Genomic DNA, 19,497 nt, shown 5'->3' with positions numbered 1-19,497 from the left:
AGTTATAATAAAACATATCTTTACAATATATGCGTGCCCCCCTATTTTGTACTAAATGTTATGCAAGAGTGCTATTTATGTTTCACCCTTTGGTCGTTAGGACAACCATACATATTGAAGATAAAATAAAAATAAGGTTGCCTGTTATTTACACGCAAAATGGGGTCTTAAAATCATATCTGGCTTATTCAATCTATAAACGAAATAAGAGCATGTCTTGGATTGATGCAAGTGCTCGAGCTATTTGTTTATTAGTCGAATTTGTAGAGTTCAATACAACTAATTACAAATATCCTGCAGATCTTTTCGCTGCATTTTCAGATAAACTTTTCTCAGGAACAATTAACCTAAATGGTGAAGACCCCACGGGACTCAGATGGAGAAAGAGAAGTATACGAAATGGTAATAAAATCATTTCGTATGTGACTCAATACTCTGATTGGCTTTGCGACCATAAAGAACTTAACAACAAAGACAAGCTTAATCCTTGGCGTGAAGCAACTAGTCACGAAGAACGATTAAATTGGGCAGCATATTCACATAAATATAAAAATGCTTTTCTCGCACACACATGGTCAAAAAAATCAATGCAAGAGATAAATAAATTATCTAGAAATGTTAGATACCAACAAGACCATAGGGACAATGATCATAACTCTGCCTTGAACAGGTTTCCTGATGGATATATTGATGACTTAATTCATAAAGGATTTATAAAACCTGGTGTTTTAGCTACCGCACCAGCTTATACCCGACTTGAATTAAGGGACATACTCATCACTATGTTACTCCACTTTGGCGGGTTAAGAAGATCGGAACCTTTCCATCTATGGCTTGAGGATATAGAAATTCATCCTGAAAATTCAAATGAAGCTCTGGTATGTGTGTACGAACCTGAAATCGGCCAGTCTCCTATGTCATATACTAATGGACGTATTGAGTTTCGTGAAGAAACACTGGCTAAAAACTTCCAACTCTTGCCCCGAAACAAATATGAAAAAAGTAAAAAGGTCTATGCCGGTTGGAAGAATAATAAATTATCCCAATCAAAAAAAAATTATATGGTTGTAAATTGGTTTGAACCATCAGTTGGCGAACATTTTTTATTTTATTGGCGTTTGTATCTATCTAAACAAAGGGTTAGTCCACATAAAAACCGCGAGCATCCGTATGCTTTTACTAATCAATATGGCGATCCTTATTCGATTGATGCATTTGAACGAAAACACAAAAAAGCTATTGAACGGATTGGACTGAGCTTTGAAAAAGACTTAGGTACAACACCACATGGTCATAGATACGCTTATGCGAATCGCCTAGAAGAAGCTGGTGTTAGTAATTTATTCGTAGCCAATGCTTTGAATCACAAATCGATAAAGTCTCAAGACTCTTATAAATCACTTTCGCCTAGCCAGATACGAGCGGAATTAAAACGTTTCGATAGTAAGGCTAAAGTAATTTTAGTGTTAGGGAGTGATGATGAGTAAATACGCCACGATAGAAGAAGCTTCAAGAGCAGCTATTAAGCTTGGCATTAAATCGCTTCCTGAGTACAAAAAGCATTATAAAGCAGACCCTAGGCTTCCCAGTCATCCTTATAAAATCTATCAGGATGACTGGGAGGGGGTTGGCAAATGGCGAGGTTTTTTCGGTAATGAGATCCACGATTTTTACTCCACACTTGAGGAGGCTTCGAAAGCTGCTGTTAAGCTTGATATTAAAACAGGCCCTGAGTACAGAAGGCGCTATAAATTAGACCCTAGGCTTCCTAGTTCCCCTGATAAAATCTATCAGGATGACTGGAAGGCGTTTGGCAATTGGTATGGCTTTTTGGGTAAAGACGCTCCTAGCTTCTATTCCACAATTGAAGATGCTTCAAAAGCCGCCATTAGGCTCGGTATCAAAACATGTCCTGAGTACAAAAAACGCTACAAATCAGACCCTAATCTTCCCAAAACCCCAAATAACGTTTACCGCGATGAATGGCCGGCATTTGGCAAGTGGCGTGGGTTTTTAGATAATAAAATCCCTGATTTTTACCCCACAGTTGAAGATGCTTCAAAAGCCGCCATTAAGCTCGGTATTAAGACAAGTCGAGAGTACAGAAAGCGTTATAAAGAAGACCCAAGGCTTCCTAATAGCCCTGCTCATACTTACAGAGATGACTGGCGGGCACTGGGTGGAATGTATGGTTTTCTAGATACTGATATTCCAGAATTTTACCCTACGATTGGATCCGCATCAAAAGCTGCAATTAGGCTCGGTATTAAAACACGTCCTGAGTACAGAAAGCGTTATAACGAAGACTCTTGGCTTCCTAGTTGCCCTGAACAAACATACCGAGGTGACTGGCCGGAATTTGGTAAATGGCGAGGATTTTTAGGCAATAGTATTCCAGCGTTTTACTCTACAGTTGAAGCCGCTTCAAAAGCTGCTATTCAGCTCTGTATTAAGTCGCGTACTGAGTATGAGAAGCGCTACAACGAAGACCCTAGGCTTCCAGCTTCTCCAGCTTGTGTTTATCGAGATAGCTGGAAGGTGTTTGGTTCATGGTATGGTTTTCTGAACCAATCAAAGCCTTATTCTCTTGCGGATGTAAGCTTGGAATTTAATGGTTGGAGAGATTTATTTGACTCATATATAGAGCAATCTCAGCGTAACATTACAATGAAGAAAAGAACTAGTATTGGTTTTATCTGCAAATTCATTATGGAAAATAATTACCCATCAAAACCAGAGGAATTCCTGCTTAAAACAACAAAGGTTAATAATAATCAGTATGAGGAGTTCCTTAAGTTTTTTGGCGAGAAAAGTAAGTCTCACTTCCACGTAATCATTCTTGAATTCCTTGATTATTGTCTTTCTCAATTGTGCACATTCGAAGACGAAGACGAAGTATTAATTCATCCTGATTTTCGTAATCCATTAAGTCGATTTCAAAGCCCTTTGCTGGACATTAAACCCAATAAATTATCTGAATCTGATAAACCTCTTTTAGCTTATACTTATGTGGTTAAAGCAAGAGAGTGGATCTTGCCAATAGAATCCAAAAGCCTAAGTCATTTAAGTCATTTACACGACTTGATGGAAAGTGATTGGTTTGACGTAGACTCTTCGCTAATTGATAAAAATGATCTAGATTGTGTCTATAGGTATGTAGAAAGAGACCGTCGAAAAGGAAAACATACAGGTGAGTTAGTCGGGAGCTATAACGAAAAAGTCTGTCAAATGTGGTCTCCTGTTCGTTTTTTTGCCTTATATACTTTATTGAGTGTCCCAGCTCGAGGGCAACAGATTCTCTGGTGCGATAGCGGAGAAGCAGATAAAAAAGTTCCCGAGCTGGTGAATGGTAAAGTCGAGTGGGTCGCGAATAAAGGGCCCTTAGCAGGACAGACAAAAAAGCAAGGTTTTATAAAGGAATATTCAGGAAGTGAGCTGGGTTTATATTTTACTACCAATAAAACATCGCGTCAGGAGGGCGGCTACGATATACCTTGGGCTCCTGATAATTTAGATTATTGGATGATTAAACTTAGACATTGGCAGTCCAAATACAATGCTATTGCTGAGCCTACAAAATGGACAGGGCTTACATTGAGAGTTCCCATTGGAAATAGGATTTTAGAACAACGAGGTGCCAATTGCTTTTTATTTAGAATGGGTAATAGTTGCCAACCTCACCAGCAGCCCATTTTCTCTAAGGCACTTGCTTATGTTCTGCATCAAATAGAAGACAAAGATAACCTATTAACAAATAAAGTTAATGCTAAAGAGAGTGTGGGTTCGTACAAATCAGACTATACACCTCACGCAATGCGCGTAAGCTTAATTACAGCATTTGTTGTTGATGCAAAAGTGCCTATCCATATTGTTCAAAAGTTGGTTGGCCATGCAAGGTTAGTTATGACGATTTATTACACTAAGGTAGGTCATGCTGAAATGCGTGATGAACTTAATGCAGCAGATAAACGAGCTTTAGCCGTTGCGCCACTGAGAGTTCAGCAACAAATTAGAAATAAACAATTTGAAGCAGTAAGAGACTCATTGGTTCCGAACGATCTATTAGCCTTTAAATATTTAAATAACAATCATCCAGCTTCAGCATTTTCTTTCACCGATATAGGTATATGCCCTATGGGTGGTGGGAAATGTGATCAAGGAGGGGAGGTTGAAAATAGTGAAGTCAAAATTAAAAAGTATTTACCCGTAGCGTCTGGGCATCTGGGTGAAAAAAACTGTATCCGTTGCCGTTTTTTTATCACAAGCCCTGCTTTTTTAGGCGGTTTAACCGCTGTATTTAACGAAATTTCATTAAAGCAGTTTTATATTAAACAAAAAGAACAGAATCTAATTCTTCATATTGAGTCATTAGAGGATGAACGTTATGACGCTGAAAAAAAGGATCAGGTGTTCACTAAATCAATGGAGTTGGATAAAGCGGCATCAAACCTTGAAATGATAGCTAAAGAAACGTGTATGTATGCGACTGATACAGTGCATATTGTACGGCTTATTATGCAGTGTACCAACTTATTGAACCAGTCCATTGAAGCGGAGGAAGGTACAGGAACTATGTTAGTTGCTAATACAGAATCTTCCTCTATTAACTGGAGTATTGATGAAACTAATAGCGAGTTTCATCAGCTAAGCACTGTGTGTGAAAATGCAACTATTTTTACACTAAGTGATGCATCATTGGCCAATGCTAGGCGCTCTCAATTAATTGACAAGATGGCGCACCAAAATGGCATTCAGCCATGGTTGTGCATGCTCTCCCCTGACCAGCAGCTAGAAGTGGGGAACCAAATGAGTGAGCTATTAAAGAGTCGTTTAAAGTCGTGGGAAAATGTTGAAAAACTGATGAGAGCAGAGATCCTTTTAAGTGATTTTAATGATGATAATCAGCTCACGCCACTTCATGATGAGGTAAAGAAGATCTTACTCGGAAGCCAACTGACTCAACTGGACGTTAACAAGTCTTTATTGGAGGCAATATGAGGCATGAACCTAATGATTTTTGTGAAAAACTTAAACAAAGTGCTACTCCAAAAATGGCAAAAACAATAGATTTAATTCATCAGATATGTACCGAACAGTCTGAACGAGGGTCCTGTGATTTTACAATAGCCACAATTGGCCGTTTAAGTGAAGCTGTTAACGGTCCAAAGGCTCAGGCTATCAGAAATAAAACAGGCGAAAAATACCGCGCACTCATCCAATCATGGGCAGAGTTTAAAAAACCCTTAAAAGTTATCTCAAGCAAAGTAAAAGAACAAAATGCATGGGTTGGTGATATTGATGATGCCCGTATCAAATGGCTCGTAATGGACTTAATTGCACAAAATAGTAAGTTAACAGGGCAGCTACAATTAGCAAAAGAGCTATCAAATATTAATATTGATCTAAGGCCATCAGCTAATAACAATGCAATGGAAAGTTCATCTCATCCATCTTTAACTAAGTCGAATCTACTCCCAACTGAAGTAGAAGCATTATCACACTCTATTAACCCAGATACATTTGAAAAAAATGGGTGGACACCAGATAAGCAGGGAAGAGTTAAAGATAGTGAGGGTAATACAATATTCAAAGCAGGTTTTGTCGATGCGATTGAAAAAACGTTGTCTTTGTAAGCCATAACTCTATATGTACTAAATTCTAGCAATTGATTTAGTACATCTGTAAGACAATAATATAGTTTGATAAAAAATTAAGGTTGTCATGAACGGTAATAACTCAATAGTTTGATAAAATATCATAGGACAAATTTAATCTTTTGATAATAAAGTTTGTTATGTATCATTGAAAGTGTAACATCTATCTTAATGATTAATATCTGCGGTTGTAAGGGTTAACTGAACTAAAGCATTATTCTTATAGAGGTAGTGCTTTCTTTGCTGATTGGAATCTAACAGAGGCGATGTTGCCAAACTCATTTCTGCCCCAAAGCGTGTTTCGGGTACTACTTTAATCCATAAGTAATTCTAATACGAATAAGCCCCGCAATGGCGGTGAGCCTCATAAATTACTGGATTCTTGCCACTAAATTCAAGTCAGAATTATGGAGTTCAGCATCGTTTATACTTCTTGTGTAGTGGCATAGTAGATTTGGCCACCTAATAAGAAATGTTATGATCCCATTCATAATAGTAATCAAAGGAAGAGGTATGACTTCTGTCTCACTTGAAAAGAAAAGAACCATCAGTAAGCTGGCCAATGAGCTTGGTATCAATATTGAGACGGTGCGTTTTTATGAACGACGAGGAATGATCGAGCAACCACTGAAGCCAGACCTGGGTTACCGTCATTACCCAAATGAAACGGTGAACCGTATTCGCTTTATCAAACGAGCCAAGGAGTTGGGATTTACGCTGGAGGAAATTGCTAATCTATTGAGCCTAGAGGATCGCCCATGCAGTCAAGTCCAAGAGCTTGCCGAGCATAAACTTGGCGCCGTCAGAGAAAAAATGGTTGATTTACGACGCTTGGAAACCGCGCTTAATACACTGTTGCTACAGTGCCATAACAATGAAGATGACAGCCATTGCCCCATTATCGATTCCTTGCAACCCTGATCGACTCTACCCACAGATAAATATGCTTGACTCCGTACATAGGTACGGCACTTACACTTACTCCATACATTGAAAACTGAGGAGTAAGACGTGTCCCCAAAAGATCCTAATCTGCCCATTATTGGTGGCATTGTTGCCGCCGTCGGCGCTGGCCTGTGTTGCGCTGGACCTTTCATATTGCTGTTGCTGGGAGTCAGTGGCTCCTGGATTGGTAACCTGACCTTATTAGAACCCTATCGTCCTATTTTCATTGTTGTGGTATTGGCTCTGTTTGCTGTCGCCGGTCGAAACGTTTATCGCCCAATGGAAGCATGTGATCCAGGAACCGCCTGCGCCGTGCCGCAAGTGCGCAAGCGTCGACAGGTCATTTTTTGGTTAACGGCACTCGCAGCGCTAGTGCTAGTGACCAGCAATTACTGGATTGTCTGGTTTGCCTAAGTGCAGCACCAAGGATTTGGCGTTAACCAATTGAAGATTAATGACAGAACACAGCGATTCATAGCACTTACACTTTTAACTAACACTTGGAGAATACAATGAAAAAAGTCACGTTATTAACCCTTATGGCACTCACCAGTTTGACTGCTGCTGCCAAACCACAAACTGTGACCTTAGACGTGCCGACCATGAACTGCGTTACCTGTCCTTTTACGGTGAAAAAATCGCTGCAAAATGTTGCAGGCGTCAGCGAGGCCGATGTCACCTTTGAGACCAAGGTGGCAATTGTGACCTTTGATGATGAGAAAACCACGGTCAAAGCGTTAATCGATGCGACCACCAACGCAGGTTACCCGTCAACTATCAAACAATAGGAAGAAGGCTATGACCAATTTATTCAATATGCTGACACGCATCGGTGATAAAGCGGGCTCCTTGGGTGCTGTTATCTCTGCTATGGGCTGCGCCATGTGTTTCCCGGCGATTGCCAGTTTGGGCGCAGCGATTGGATTAGGCTTTCTCAGCCAATGGGAAGGCCTGTTCGTCAACACCTTATTGCCCCTATTCGCTTGGATTGCCTTAGTGCTTAACGGACTGGGCTGGTTCAGCCATAGGCAGTGGCATCGCAGTGCTCTGGGTATGTTCGGCCCAGCGCTACTCTTGTTATCACTCTACCCCTTGTTTCAATATGGCTGGAGTGCTTATGTGACCTATTCGGCGCTCGCGCTGATGGTGGCCGTTTCTGTATGGGACATTTTTTCACCCGCTAATAAGCGCTGCGACGATGAAAGTTGTGCCGTTTAAGCCAATGATTATTTACCTTAGTTGAGGAAAGAAAATGATTTTATTATCCATACGCTTATCCATACAAGGGATGAGCTGCCCAAGCTCCGTCGAACACATTAAAGAGGCGCTCGATGCCGTTGAAGGCGTCATTAAAACTGAGGTGTCTTATGCAAAAGCCCTAGCTGTGATCACCACAAGAGATGGTGTCAATGTAGCAGAACTGATCCTAGCGATTAATGCCTTAGGCTACGTTGCAACAGAGCTTAAAGACACGACAAGGTGTGGCGACACTGACCAGCAAGAAGACATTAGCCCTCAGCAACGGGTCGCCATCATAGGCAGCGGTTCTGGCGCTTTTGCCTGCGCCATCAAGGCAGCGGAGCGTGGCGCACAGGTTACCATTATTGAAGCAAGCGAGGTGATCGGCGGCTGTTGTGTCAATGTTGGCTGTGTGCCGTCCAAAATTTTAATTCGAGCGGCGCAATTGGCTCAGCAACAGCGAAGCAACCCGTTTGCAGGACTGGAAAATCATGCCCCAGAACTGAGTCGAGCGCGCTTATCCGAGCAGCAGACCGCGCGGGTGGAAGAATTGCGGGCAGCCAAATACCAGAATATTCTAGACAATAATCCCGCACTGAGTTTAATTAAAGGGTTTGCACGATTTAACGATGCCAATACCTTAATCATCCGTAAAGTCGATGGTTCAGAGCTAGTGCTGCATGCCGATAAAATATTAATTGCCACCGGTTCGACGCCGACGATCCCGCCGATTGATGGTCTTGCCGGCACCCCTTACTGGACATCCACAGAAGCATTATTTGCCAAAGCGCTGCCACAACATCTGATCGTGATTGGCTCCTCTGTGGTCGCGTTGGAGATAGCACAAGCTTATCGCCGCTTAGGTAGCGAGGTGACGGTATTGGCGCGGCATTCATTACTGTATGCAGAAGACCCCTTGCTAGGTGAGAAACTTAGCGAATGTTTTGAAAAAGAAGGCATTAACGTGTTGAATCACACTCAGGCGGCAAGCGTTTCATATCAAGGAGAACAATTTACGCTGGAAACCAATGCGGGAACGTTAATTGGTGATCAACTGTTGATCAGTACCGGGCGTAATGCCAATACCAGCCAACTTAATCTTGCCGCAATCGGTGTTAAAACCAACCAGGGCGGTGAGGTTATCGTCAATGAACGAATGGAGACCAATATTTCCGGCATTTATGCCGCCGGAGACTGTTCCAATATGCCGCAATTTGTCTATGTTGCTGCCGCAGCTGGCAGTCGTGCTGCTGTGAATATGATAGGTGGCGACGCCAAACTGGATCTCACCACTATGCCCGCGGTGATTTTTACCGATCCGCAAGTCGCCACTGTGGGTTTAACCGAAGTACAGGCCAAGGCGCAAGATATTGAGACGGACAGTCGAGTCTTGGGCATGGAAAATGTGCCACGAGCCCTGGCCAACTTCGAGACCGACGGCTTCATTAAATTAGTGGCAGAAAAGAAAACCGGTCGAATTATCGGAGCGCAAATATTGGCGCATGAAGGCGGTGAAATAATTCAGAGTGCAGCATTGGCCATTCGCAATCGCATGACAGTCACTGAGCTAGCGGATCAACTCTTCCCCTACCTGACCATGGTGGAAGGACTAAAACTCTGCGCGCAGACCTTTAACAAGGATGTTAAAGCACTCTCCTGCTGCGCCGGGTAAAGAATCACTGATTGATGTGGTGTTCTATATGATATGAATTTGAAATCAAACAAGAACAGTCGAAGGTCGGTGGTACTAAATGCCACCGAGACTTAGCTTTTTTGTTCAGAAATGAGCCTAGACGTGTAATTTATTTGTATCCCAATCCTACTAACTATGACCATTATGACCAGTCAACCAAAAAGGAGGTCATCATGGTCATACTAAACCGTGGACAACGAAGTGGTGTCAAAAAGCCTTTCAGGCTTGAAGAAATTTGGCGTATTCGCACGAGACTAGAGATTGAGGAGAACTTGATGCAGTTAGCACTATTCAATCTGGCTATTGATAGCAAACTTAGGGCCAATTAAGCTTGACCACTACACTTACTATCTTTGAAAGTATGCGATGTTTCTTCCCAAGACAGGATATTTAATCGAGTTAAGCATATCCAGAAGAAGACTGATATTGAAGTTCAATTTGAAATTATAGCCAGAACCCAACAAAGTTTGATGAAATGGATCTTACTTGCTTCGTTAAGCGCAAGCGATTTTATTTTTTCTAGCCCTAGATTGAAACAACAGTCGATTAGCTACTCGTACTATAGACGTCGGGTAGACGACACTTGTTGCCAAGTGCCGCCCCCCTAAGAACCCAGCGTGCAACTTTCACTGCACTAGGCTCAAGCCTCCACAAAGGTATCGTTTGATACCCAGCAACTTATAAAGCAGTGAGAGCAGGTTCATTCCAAGCGTTACGAGCTTGCCTTTTCGATTTTCTCCTAGCCAAGTATTCTTGGTATTGAGGATCGAATGGTATAGCCGCACTTCGAATTTTCACATGCCTCTCAATAGGCACTTTGGCTATTTGGAATAGATTGAATTGGCAATCCATATCCTTGACCTTCTGCCAACCGTGAAATTGCCATTGGCCTTTTCGGTTGATGAAGTATTTAAGGGCTACCCAAGTCTTAGACTTTGTTGGGTGACGCCTTACTGCCCAGTGCCATAACGAATAGAATAGTTTGTGCCCAACATACCCGAATACTTGTTTAGCAACACAATGACGATAATAATTCGCCCACCCCCTTAGTTTCGGATTTATCAGTTTGATAAGGTCGTTAACAGGGATGGTTGCGTGCTTTTTGATGAGTTCGCGCAGGTTACTCAAGAACAACAGCGTGTTGGATTTACTCGGTTTAATGAGCAATTTTCCTTTGTACTTCCTATGATTGAACCCTAAGAAGTCAAAACCCTTGTTGATGTGGGTAATGTGCGTTTTCTCTTCGGAGAGTGTTAAGCCTCTTTCCGCCAAGAAGTCAGCGATCAACGGTTTGATATCGTTCTCGAGCACTTCCTTTGAAGCGCAGGTGACGACGAAATCGTCGGCGTATCCAATAAAGTTGGCTCTAGCACCCTTTTTGAGTGCTGTAGACTTTATGCGCTGTTCAAGTCCAGCAAGAGTCATTAGCATCAAGGTTGGGGATATAACCCCTCCTTGTGGCGTGCCCTCATCAGTACGATAAAACAACCCTTTATCCATAAAACCAGACTTTAACCATTGTTCCAACATTCGTTTATCTATGGCGATGTTATCAACAAGCCATTGATGCCCGATTTTGTCGAAGCAGGATTTGATATCTCCCTCAAGAACCCATTGCGCTGATCTCTTTAGAGCCAAGCATTTGAAGCACTGATCGACTGCGTCGGCAGTGCTACGATTTGGTCTAAATCCATAGCTGTTTGGGTCAGCAAGCGTCTCCGATATAGGCTCTAATGCAAGAAGGTGGAGCGCTTGTTGTGCTCTGTCTATCATGCTTGGGATACCAAGAGGTCTAAGTTTGCCATTCTTTTTGGGGATATAGATACGCTTGAGTGGTTTGGCTTGATATGCCTTCCTGCTCAATTGATTTACTGCTTTCATGCGGCGTGCATCCGTGTTCCAGATGACACCATCTATTCCAGGCGTTCTACTGCCTTTGTTTTTTGATACTCGTTTAACAGCAAGAAGTTTTGCTGAACGCGAGTGAGTCAGTATCCATTGCAACGCTTTCGCCTTACCGTGTTTACCTTCTCGTGTTGCCTTTGCAATACGCATCTGAAGCTTTAATACATGCGGTTCAACGGATTTCCAGTCTATGGACTGCCATTGTTCGCCGTCAGGAGAGGCACTAATCTCTGTTGAAATCATCATTTGCGTTTCTCCTTGAATAAAGTTCTTCACATTATCTTGCAACGGGAGACCAGTCGGAAGTGGGCTCACTTTCGTGACCAGACACAAGTCTGTATCTGCATCGTTACAATGCAGCCTTTGCTTTTTCCAACCTCCTATACCTGCACCGCTATCGGCCATATCGGCTTTCCCAAAGGGAGCAATACAGGCTTACCGTGTTCCGTATGTCGCGCAATGTCAGGGTAGATGCCCGCTATAGTGCGAAGAGTTATATTGACCACGAAAGAGCATGGGGCAATCTCTTTCCAACTCTCATTGCCTTTTGGCCACAGCGTATAAACCACTTCCGCTGTTTCATCGTATAACGCACCTTACGCGGATTTACATATGTTCATCATACTGACTACCTAGCACTCACCCAATTTGTGGTTATCAGGAGGATCGTTCTCTCACGATTCAGATCCCGATTGGTCTATAACCAATCTTCATTACATTGTCAGAGCCGCTACTTTATTCAGGCTCCTAGGTTCATCTGGTGATACAGATGGTTCACTCAAAAGCGGTGAACAGCGCTTCATACGACCTCACGTCGCACGCCCCATTACGTGTCAGTAAGGTATATCTGGGAAAACTCATAAACGGGCAATATAAAAGCTAAAATATCGAAAACCTTTCTTAAAAGATGTAATCAGAAAAGGTGATTAGATACAAAGCTGTACAAAAAACAAGTACCGTAAAAAAGCAAATTCCTATAGCATAAAACATACCGATTAATATGGATGTGGCATAGGCCAAGTCCAACAAGCGATTTATGCCTTGCAAATAGCGCAACGTATAAATACTAAAACGTTATAAAGCACAAGGAACGTATGAGTTTATCCATCGGTTGTTCTCCAAATGAGCAAGTTGAGATCACTGTAGAACAGTACCAACATTCTCCAAGCAGTGAGTCTTTTGATGATAACTGGCTTATTTGCTCTGTTAGTGTTTCATTTGGAAGCTTCAGTGGTAAATTTTCTGCCAGTTTTCAAACCTATGATTTCGTTAAGTTCTCTAAAGAAATACAAAAGCTCTATGTTTGCCTAAAAGGTACAGCTACATTCGACAGTCTTGAGGGGCAGCTTGAAATCAAGCTAATCGGGAATGGAAGAGGTGGAATTGAATTAGAGGGTAATTGCATGGACAGTGTTGGTGTTGGAAATGAACTTAAGTTCTCTACAGGATTTGATCAAACCTATCTCCAATCTATTATCGAAGATCTAGATGAGATTTTAGAAGGCTTTCCCGTACGAGCTTTATAACAAGAGACTATGGCGTTAACCTAAATTCACCATACTTATCATAATGCGAATAGTGAGTGTTAGAGCTTGGGCACTAACAAGCTTCTGTCCAGAAACGTTTTACATACCAATGTCCACATAAAAAATCTTTTATTTTTGTAGCAAAGCATAATGCCCACAGTTACACTGTATTAATATAAGGGCTGTCCATTTAGCGATACCAGTGTCAATATGTAGTAATGAAAACTTCATCGTATTTATTAAAAGCTGGCGTCGATTACCCTAAAAATTGGGACGAATTTGTTGATTGGTTTCATGATGAACAATCTTGCATTAGCTACCTTTACGCACTTCGTTGGCCAAACGGATTCATTTGCCCAAGCTGTTCAAGCCATCAATCACCTTATCAGTTACGTAATGGCAAGTTAAAATGTCATGCTTGCCGTTCTCTGTGTTCAGTAACATCAAGTACACTTTTTGACAAAACAAGAACCCCAATGAAAAGTTGGTTTGCTGCGGTCTGGTTTATTACGAATCAAAAAAATGGTGTCAGCGCTCTTGGAGTTCAAAGGCTATTAGGTCTTGGGAGTTATCAAACCGCTTGGTCATTAATGCACAAATTAAGATATGCCATGGTTGATCCTGAAAGGGATAAGTTGTCCGGCATCGTTGAGGTTGACGAAACACTAATAGGTGGCCTCGTTCCACAATCATCTATTAAAAATCAACAGGGTAAGCGTAAAGCTGTAGTTTTGGTTGCTGTTGAGCTGCTATCACCCTCTGGATTTGGTCGGATACGTTTAAGGCAAGTAGAAAGTGCAACTAAATAACATATCCATCAATTCATTCAAGATGTAATAGAACCTGGTAGCACAATTTGTAGTGATGGTTCTCAAGCATACAAACAAATAGACAAAAAAGGATATAAGCATAATCGGATAGTGCATTTAGGTTCATCTGTACCTGCACATGAAACAATGGCTGGGGTACATCGAGTCTCATCATTATGTAAAAGATGGCTTTTAGGTACGTATCAAGGCGCGGTAAAGGCTAAGCAACTTGATTATTATTTAGATGAGTTTACATTTCGCTTCAACAGAAGAAAGTCAGATTCTCGGGGATTATTATTCTACAGGTTGCTTGAGCAAGCAGTGCGTTCTAAGCCGATAACGTACCAATCAATTAAAAATCGATAACCACAATATATAGTGGTTGGTTGTGCTAAGTGGATAGCCCTTATTAATATACAGTACATTGAGGCGGTTATGCTTTGCATTAAATCCACATCTGACTTTGAAATTGAAAGTGTAAAGTACCCTAACTTTCCCCTCTTAACGTGGGAAGTTGATAATGCAAAGCTAGGGATTGAATCTGGAATGCTTTGTGTGGAAGCAATGCAATTCCTTATTTATGAGTGCTTGAAACGTGGGCGAGTAGACAGTGAAAATACTTGGTGGACTTATGCCCGCCACTTAAATCAATTCCTGACATTCTGTGAACATAACGGTTTAGATTGGCGAAATATTTCTGAAAGTAGTGAAGATGAAATGTTAGTCAGCGCCTATCGTGACCTTTGCGTTGGTGAGTTTGGCATGTCGGTCAATTCAACCAACCAACACCTAAGAACGATCGTGCGGTTTTACAGTTATGGTGTTGGCAAGTGGTTTGACTCATTGCCTTACTCACTAGAGTCGGTTTCGGTGCGAAAGGGTCAGCAGTTTTTGGCTCATACCGAGAGAAATGGTGGCAAAAAATACAGCTCGGACTTGATGATGAAAACTTTTGAAAAGAAAGCAGAGTTTTTATCTGCCTATGAAGTTCAAGAATTGTTATCTTCGATTGAAAACCCAACGCTCAAACTGATGGTTCGTTTATGTCTACAGACAGGAATTAGGCGTAAGGAGCTACTGCTTTTCCCCCTACACGTAATACGAAAACCTTCTGGAAACCAAACTTACTACGAAGTAAATATCTCACGGACTAAGGGTGAGAAAGAGCGCAAAATACACATTCCATCAAGGCTAATGGAAGATTTGTGGCGTTATGTAAATGAAGCTCGTTTTCAGAAGCAACAAGAATCAGGAGTGAACTCAGATTGCCTTTTCTTAACCTCTGATGGTCAAGAATGGGCTTCGCAAGGCTCTGCCTTTGGAAAGGCGCTCAAATCTCTGAATCTGCCCTTTCATGTGGCTCCGCACATGTTAAGACACTCCTATGCAACTCACATGCTCAAAGGGCTCTTAGAGCGCAAAAGCAGTAAGTTTGAGCCATTGATGTATCTACAAAGCCGTCTTGGACATTCCAGTATTACCACCACAATGAAATATTTACATCTGGTTAATGATTTGGTGGACGACCTGTCGATTGAGTATCAACAACAAATTGATGCAATTGTGTAGGCAGTAGCATGGCAAGACAACGAAAATACCTCACCATCAACAAAGATAAGATCAGGAAAACTTCGGCAGTAGAGCTAACCGTTGACGCCCCCCAAAGCCAAGGCTTAGTGCGAGCAATACACCCAGTTGTTACCTACCCAAATCTGGGTTCTAAAGGTGGCAATGGCGTAAACTTCGACTTTACCTCTTATTACGGCAAAGGCTACGACGACATCACGAATCGAGTTTACTACACTGCAAAGGCGTTACTGAGAAACACTAATGCTTTTACTGAAGAAACTCAGCACACGTATTTAAAGAATGGCTTTCGCTATTTTGCACAATATCTTGAGTTATTCAGGCACTCAGTCAGGGGAGATTTAACGCAAAATGACATTACGCCTAGACTGATTGAACAATATTTGCTGCACCTCAAAGGTAGTGAGTTTAAACCTAGCTTTCAAAAAGCTCTCTACACGCACCTCAAGTCATTGTTAGTCCGTATGAAAGAAAAAGGCTACTGGCCACTTGTCGATGACATCAACCTTAATAGTGATTTTTTCCCCAAGAATCCTTTTCCAAACTCCGGTAAACATGCAAAAAGTGAAAGATCACTCTCTCCCTATGAGAAAAGACAGGTTGTTGTTGCGTTAAAGCAAGCGGTTAAACCTATTTATCAAAAGAGAGAGTCATTGTCGGGTTACGAATTAACGTTGTGCCTACTTGCTGTGGCAATTCAAACGGGTATCAATACTTCACCACTGCTTAACATGACAACGGATGCTTTAACTGATCATCCACTTAAAGATAATCGAAAGCTTTTAACTGTGTTTAAAAAGCGGGGTAATGCAAAACAATTACATAACTTGCGCAAATCAGAAAACGTTGAGGTAGTACAAGGGGTAAAACTAGATGTGGCTTACCTGATCGATACCATTATTCAGCTAAGCTCGTCATTGAGGCAAGTGAGTGGTAGCAATTTAGTATTCTTATATGTCGCTAGCAACAGTAAAAGCGCTATTACCTCTCTGTCAGACTTATCGCTGCACTTCAACATAAAAAAATTCATCAAAGAAAACGACCTAAAGGATGAAGATGGACGCACAATTAAGCTTAATATCAGTCGTATTCGCAAAACTTTCATCAATGGCATGTACGAACTGAGTGGTGAAAGTTTGTTGATTGCAGCACAGCAAGCTAAACATAGTGGAACAAGTTCACTTGACTACTATTTGCAAGCCCCTGAGCAATCAAAACGTAACCTAGGTTTGATGGGTGAAATACGAGTCAAAGAGCTAACTTGCGATGCTCCAAGCGTTCCTGTCGGCCATTGTAAAGACCCGAAAAATGGGGATAAAGCACCGAAAGATGGAACGTTCTGTAATGACTTCTTAGGGTGTTTCCGTTGTAAGAGCTTCGTTATTACAGGCAATGATTTGTATAAGCTCTTTAGCTTCTATTGGGCAATAATTCGTAACCGTGATGAATTTGGTCGTAAAGACTGGAAGCGGCACCTAAAGAACGTGCTCAGAATTGTGGATGAAGAGGTTGTGCCTGAGTTTGCCAAGCTTGGTCAATTGCAGCATGTCAATGCTGAAAAGGAACGAGCAAGAACCAATCCACATCCATACTGGCAAAATCTCGATATGTTAAAGGTGACACAATGAGTTTGATTGAGTTGATACTAACGGACGTTGAGTTTGCGGAGCAGCAATGTTCAAAGCCTAATCAAAGCACACTAGAGCGAGCGATTGATGGCACCCTGACGGGCATTGTAACCTATGTAAAGTTAGCCAACGGTCACTATCAAGTTTACTCTCGATATGAAGAAGAACTATGGAAATTTCCTGCTGCTAAAGGGACTAAAGGCACCACCAAAAGTAACCTTACACTTAATTTTGGCACAATAAATAACCCTGAAATGAAACAAATGGCAAAATGGGTCATATGGAATAAATTAAAAGAAGGATTAGCGGTCAACTCTTTACTACATTCTTTAAGTTCTCTTAAAGGCTACTTTAAATGGGCCTTGAGTTCAGACACAACTGCAACGCATGGCTTGACTGCTTTTACCTCTAGTGCTTATGTTAAGTATGTGAATAGACTAAGCGCAAAGCGGAATGGCGAAATAAAGCCTCTTTCGTTAACAACAAAAACGCTTAAGTTCCTCGCAGTGGAAAACCTTTATCAGTGTTGCAAAGCATTTTATTTTGTTAAAGAGCATCCTTGGCCTGGTTCTGGTGCCAATATGCAGGCAGGACTGATTGGAGAGGCCGCTCAAAAAGCGAAAACCAAACCCAAAACCCCTATCATCCCTAACGAAGTGCTAATTCCACTCTGTAAGTTTACAAAGTCATGTTTAGACAGGGCTGATGAAATTTTGGCATCAAAAGGTAAGCGTGAATCATTACTGCTGCGAGACAGTTGCATCTTCTGGTTGCTACTCACAACAGGTATGCGTATCCATGAGGTTTTAGGTATTAAACGCGGAGCGTATCGCAGTGAGACAAGAGATGAGGTGACGTATTACTACATTGAAACCGCGTCAGAGAAGACCCATACGGGATTAGCTGAATGGATTGCGCCAGAGATTGCAACTCAAGCTATCGACATTCTTGGTCGTTATAGTGCGCCATTGCAAAAGCAGCTTGAAAATGACTTATCAAAAGCAAGGGATAGTCAAGACCATGTGGAAGTTAATAGGCTAGAACAAATCTCAGACCATATTTGTTTGTCGGTATCTAAAAAAAGTAACGCTATTAGCCTGTTGTCTGGATGTACAATTACTGTTCATAGGTTGCCTAATTTATGTCAACAGATAGATTGCAACTGGAATTTGTCAGCGCACCAGTTTCGCCGCACCTTTGCCAACTATGCAGTGCATTCTGAATTGGGTGATTTAAGGGCACTAAAAGACCATTTTAAACACTGGTCAATCACCATGACGGCTCTGTATGCCTTTAACGAAGATTTAGACGCAGAATTATTCGAAGAACTGCTCCGAGAAAAGTATTTGATCGAAGAAGAAATCAAGCAAGACTGGTTTGAACTAGACACACCGATTACGGGTGGCGATATGGCTAAAAACATCAAGAAAGTCCGTGCAGATGGAGAGCTAATTAAAACTTTCGGCTCTCTCAGTGATATGGCTAAAGCCTACTCTAGCTCTATTCCTATCCGTTCAACAGGTATTGGATGGTGTACCAATGATGATGAATGTAAGTGCGGTAAGCCCGATAGCTGCGAGAGCGGAATTGTAGATAAACGGCATCTTCCCTACTGGGAGGGGATGCTTGTTCAGCAAATAAAACTTATGCAGTTGGATGATATAGGGGAAGCAGGTAGAGATGCAGCTAGGAAAGGTATGGAACGCTGTGAAAAGGTATTGAGTGCTTTAGGTATCGATGTTGAAGCCATGAAGCAGAAGTTTAGCCAAAGAGATCTAATCGAGGTAGAGAATGTCTAACCAGAAAGAAAAGTCGACACATAAAGCGGTAAGACTTGCCATTATTCGCATAGAAAAAGCTCGGCCTAATGTTGTCTCTGATAAGCGTAAAATGAGTGTTGCTGCCGTTGCCGAAGAAGCTGGCGTAAGCCGAGCGTTGATTCATCGCGATTGCCCTGACCTGTTAGAGCGTATTAAAGGTGGTGTGAATAAAGCTATTCGACAGCAGCGTGATGCCAAGCAAATTGAGCTGAATGAATACAAAGAGCGCAATCGAGAACTTCGAACTGAGGTCGAGGAGTTAAAAGCCATGTTATCTAAGGTTCAATCGCAAAACGCTACGTTAATACGGAAAAATATGGTGTTAAGTGGTGTTAGTGCTAAAAACAGCAATGTTACACAGTTATATTGTAGTAAGTAATTGTATTAAAAGCTAAAATCAATAGATTTACTGAGATTAATTGATGGTTTAATTTCAATAAAATCGCAACAACAAACAAATCCATATAAAACAATTACATATAGTTAGTTACATGTAACGTGGTATTTATAAAGTTTGATCACTTTGAAACTCACTTTTGGACATAAATGTTTTACGAACTTCGGGCGACATCTACATTTCCCACTTCCAGATAGCAAAACGGCACCTCATGAAGCGGTGCCGCTAGTGACTGGAATTGGACAAAATCATTCACCTCTGCTCTGAAGTGTTAGATTCATTATATGCAAAATT

General features: G+C 41.6%; 15 protein-coding genes and 1 pseudogene. 15 read left to right on the top strand and 1 reads right to left on the bottom strand.

Annotation, left to right across the window (positions count from 1 at the left end; genetic code table 11):
• Positions 1-29 precede the first annotated feature (29 nt).
• The 9 genes from gmtY (at position 30) to SFRI_RS21915 (ending at position 9,860) form a co-directional block, all read left to right on the top strand.
• Complete coding sequence (gmtY, locus tag SFRI_RS17995; protein ID WP_011638914.1) at positions 30-1,487, top strand: gamma-mobile-trio recombinase GmtY; 1,458 nt, start codon at positions 30-32, stop codon at positions 1,485-1,487.
• On the top strand, positions 1,480-4,998 hold the full coding sequence (gmtZ, locus tag SFRI_RS17990) for a gamma-mobile-trio integrase GmtZ (RefSeq protein ID WP_011638913.1): 3,519 nt from the start codon (positions 1,480-1,482) through the stop codon (positions 4,996-4,998). The genes gmtY and gmtZ overlap by 8 nt, the downstream gene beginning before the upstream one ends.
• The gene (gmtX, locus tag SFRI_RS17985) at positions 4,995-5,633 is read left to right on the top strand and encodes a gamma-mobile-trio protein GmtX (protein WP_011638912.1); all 639 of its coding nucleotides are present in this window, start codon (positions 4,995-4,997) and stop codon (positions 5,631-5,633) included. The genes gmtZ and gmtX overlap by 4 nt, the downstream gene beginning before the upstream one ends.
• Before the next feature lie 534 nt (positions 5,634-6,167).
• Positions 6,168-6,575, top strand: coding sequence for an Hg(II)-responsive transcriptional regulator (gene merR, locus SFRI_RS17980; protein WP_011638911.1), 408 nt, complete (start codon positions 6,168-6,170; stop codon positions 6,573-6,575).
• Positions 6,576-6,665: 90 nt separating this feature from the next.
• Positions 6,666-7,013 carry a mercuric transporter MerT family protein gene (locus tag SFRI_RS17975; RefSeq protein WP_011638910.1) on the top strand — a complete coding sequence of 116 codons (348 nt, stop codon included), beginning with the start codon at positions 6,666-6,668 and terminating at the stop codon, positions 7,011-7,013.
• Positions 7,014-7,111: 98 nt separating this feature from the next.
• Complete coding sequence (gene merP / locus SFRI_RS17970) at positions 7,112-7,387, top strand: mercury resistance system periplasmic binding protein MerP (RefSeq protein ID WP_041413222.1); 276 nt, start codon at positions 7,112-7,114, stop codon at positions 7,385-7,387.
• 28 nt (positions 7,388-7,415) lie between these two features.
• Positions 7,416-7,817 (top strand): organomercurial transporter MerC, encoded by a 402-nt coding sequence (gene merC, locus SFRI_RS17965; protein WP_244262841.1) that lies wholly within the window; start codon positions 7,416-7,418, stop codon positions 7,815-7,817.
• Between the two features lie 34 nt (positions 7,818-7,851).
• The gene (gene merA, locus SFRI_RS17960; protein ID WP_011638907.1) at positions 7,852-9,510 is read left to right on the top strand and encodes a mercury(II) reductase; all 1,659 of its coding nucleotides are present in this window, start codon (positions 7,852-7,854) and stop codon (positions 9,508-9,510) included.
• A gap of 194 nt (positions 9,511-9,704) precedes the next feature.
• The gene (locus SFRI_RS21915; protein ID WP_207891339.1) at positions 9,705-9,860 is read left to right on the top strand and encodes a hypothetical protein; all 156 of its coding nucleotides are present in this window, start codon (positions 9,705-9,707) and stop codon (positions 9,858-9,860) included.
• Between the two features lie 349 nt (positions 9,861-10,209).
• Here SFRI_RS21915 and ltrA read toward each other — a convergent pair whose 3' ends face one another.
• Positions 10,210-11,682 carry a group II intron reverse transcriptase/maturase gene (gene ltrA, locus SFRI_RS17950; RefSeq protein WP_011638906.1) on the bottom strand — a complete coding sequence of 491 codons (1,473 nt, stop codon included), beginning with the start codon at positions 11,680-11,682 and terminating at the stop codon, positions 10,210-10,212.
• Positions 11,683-12,530: 848 nt separating this feature from the next.
• On the opposite strand from ltrA, the gene SFRI_RS17945 reads away from it, so the two are divergent.
• The 6 genes and pseudogenes from SFRI_RS17945 (at position 12,531) to SFRI_RS17920 (ending at position 19,185) form a co-directional block, all read left to right on the top strand.
• Positions 12,531-12,962 carry a WapI family immunity protein gene (locus SFRI_RS17945; RefSeq protein WP_011638905.1) on the top strand — a complete coding sequence of 144 codons (432 nt, stop codon included), beginning with the start codon at positions 12,531-12,533 and terminating at the stop codon, positions 12,960-12,962.
• A gap of 218 nt (positions 12,963-13,180) precedes the next feature.
• A pseudogene (locus SFRI_RS17940) lies at positions 13,181-14,137 on the top strand (IS1595 family transposase).
• 69 nt (positions 14,138-14,206) lie between these two features.
• The gene (locus SFRI_RS17935; RefSeq protein ID WP_011638875.1) at positions 14,207-15,340 is read left to right on the top strand and encodes a tyrosine-type recombinase/integrase; all 1,134 of its coding nucleotides are present in this window, start codon (positions 14,207-14,209) and stop codon (positions 15,338-15,340) included.
• A gap of 8 nt (positions 15,341-15,348) precedes the next feature.
• Positions 15,349-16,986, top strand: coding sequence for a hypothetical protein (locus SFRI_RS17930; RefSeq protein WP_011638874.1), 1,638 nt, complete (start codon positions 15,349-15,351; stop codon positions 16,984-16,986).
• Positions 16,983-18,785, top strand: a complete 1,803-nt coding sequence (locus tag SFRI_RS17925; protein WP_011638873.1) for a site-specific integrase — start codon at positions 16,983-16,985, stop codon at positions 18,783-18,785. Before SFRI_RS17930 ends, SFRI_RS17925 begins: the two co-directional genes overlap by 4 nt.
• A complete protein-coding gene (locus SFRI_RS17920; RefSeq protein ID WP_011638872.1) occupies positions 18,778-19,185 on the top strand; it encodes a hypothetical protein in 408 nt (135 codons plus the stop codon). The genes SFRI_RS17925 and SFRI_RS17920 overlap by 8 nt, the downstream gene beginning before the upstream one ends.
• The last annotated feature ends 312 nt before the right edge of the window (positions 19,186-19,497 follow it).

This window comes from Shewanella frigidimarina NCIMB 400, assembly GCF_000014705.1.
Lineage (GTDB): Bacteria > Pseudomonadota > Gammaproteobacteria > Enterobacterales > Shewanellaceae > Shewanella > Shewanella frigidimarina.
The sequence above is the reverse complement of the archived record's forward strand: the minus strand, read 5'-3'. Positions and strand labels throughout refer to the sequence as shown.

Excerpts from the sequence above, each read along its gene's own strand:
- merC (WP_244262841.1), top strand. The coding sequence starts at position 7,416 with ATGCTGACACGCATCGGTGATAAAGCGGGCTCCTTGGGTGCTGTTATC.
- merA (WP_011638907.1), top strand. The coding sequence starts at position 7,852 with ATGATTTTATTATCCATACGCTTATCCATACAAGGGATGAGCTGCCCA.
- SFRI_RS17925 (WP_011638873.1), top strand. The coding sequence starts at position 16,983 with ATGAGTTTGATTGAGTTGATACTAACGGACGTTGAGTTTGCGGAGCAG.
- SFRI_RS17945 (WP_011638905.1), top strand. The coding sequence starts at position 12,531 with ATGAGTTTATCCATCGGTTGTTCTCCAAATGAGCAAGTTGAGATCACT.
- SFRI_RS21915 (WP_207891339.1), top strand. The coding sequence starts at position 9,705 with ATGGTCATACTAAACCGTGGACAACGAAGTGGTGTCAAAAAGCCTTTC.
- SFRI_RS17930 (WP_011638874.1), top strand. The coding sequence starts at position 15,349 with ATGGCAAGACAACGAAAATACCTCACCATCAACAAAGATAAGATCAGG.
- gmtZ (WP_011638913.1), top strand. The coding sequence starts at position 1,480 with ATGAGTAAATACGCCACGATAGAAGAAGCTTCAAGAGCAGCTATTAAG.
- gmtY (WP_011638914.1), top strand. The coding sequence starts at position 30 with ATGCGTGCCCCCCTATTTTGTACTAAATGTTATGCAAGAGTGCTATTT.
- ltrA (WP_011638906.1), bottom strand. The coding sequence starts at position 11,682 with ATGATGATTTCAACAGAGATTAGTGCCTCTCCTGACGGCGAACAATGG.
- gmtX (WP_011638912.1), top strand. The coding sequence starts at position 4,995 with ATGAGGCATGAACCTAATGATTTTTGTGAAAAACTTAAACAAAGTGCT.
- merR (WP_011638911.1), top strand. The coding sequence starts at position 6,168 with ATGACTTCTGTCTCACTTGAAAAGAAAAGAACCATCAGTAAGCTGGCC.
- merP (WP_041413222.1), top strand. The coding sequence starts at position 7,112 with ATGAAAAAAGTCACGTTATTAACCCTTATGGCACTCACCAGTTTGACT.
- SFRI_RS17935 (WP_011638875.1), top strand. The coding sequence starts at position 14,207 with ATGCTTTGCATTAAATCCACATCTGACTTTGAAATTGAAAGTGTAAAG.
- SFRI_RS17920 (WP_011638872.1), top strand. The coding sequence starts at position 18,778 with ATGTCTAACCAGAAAGAAAAGTCGACACATAAAGCGGTAAGACTTGCC.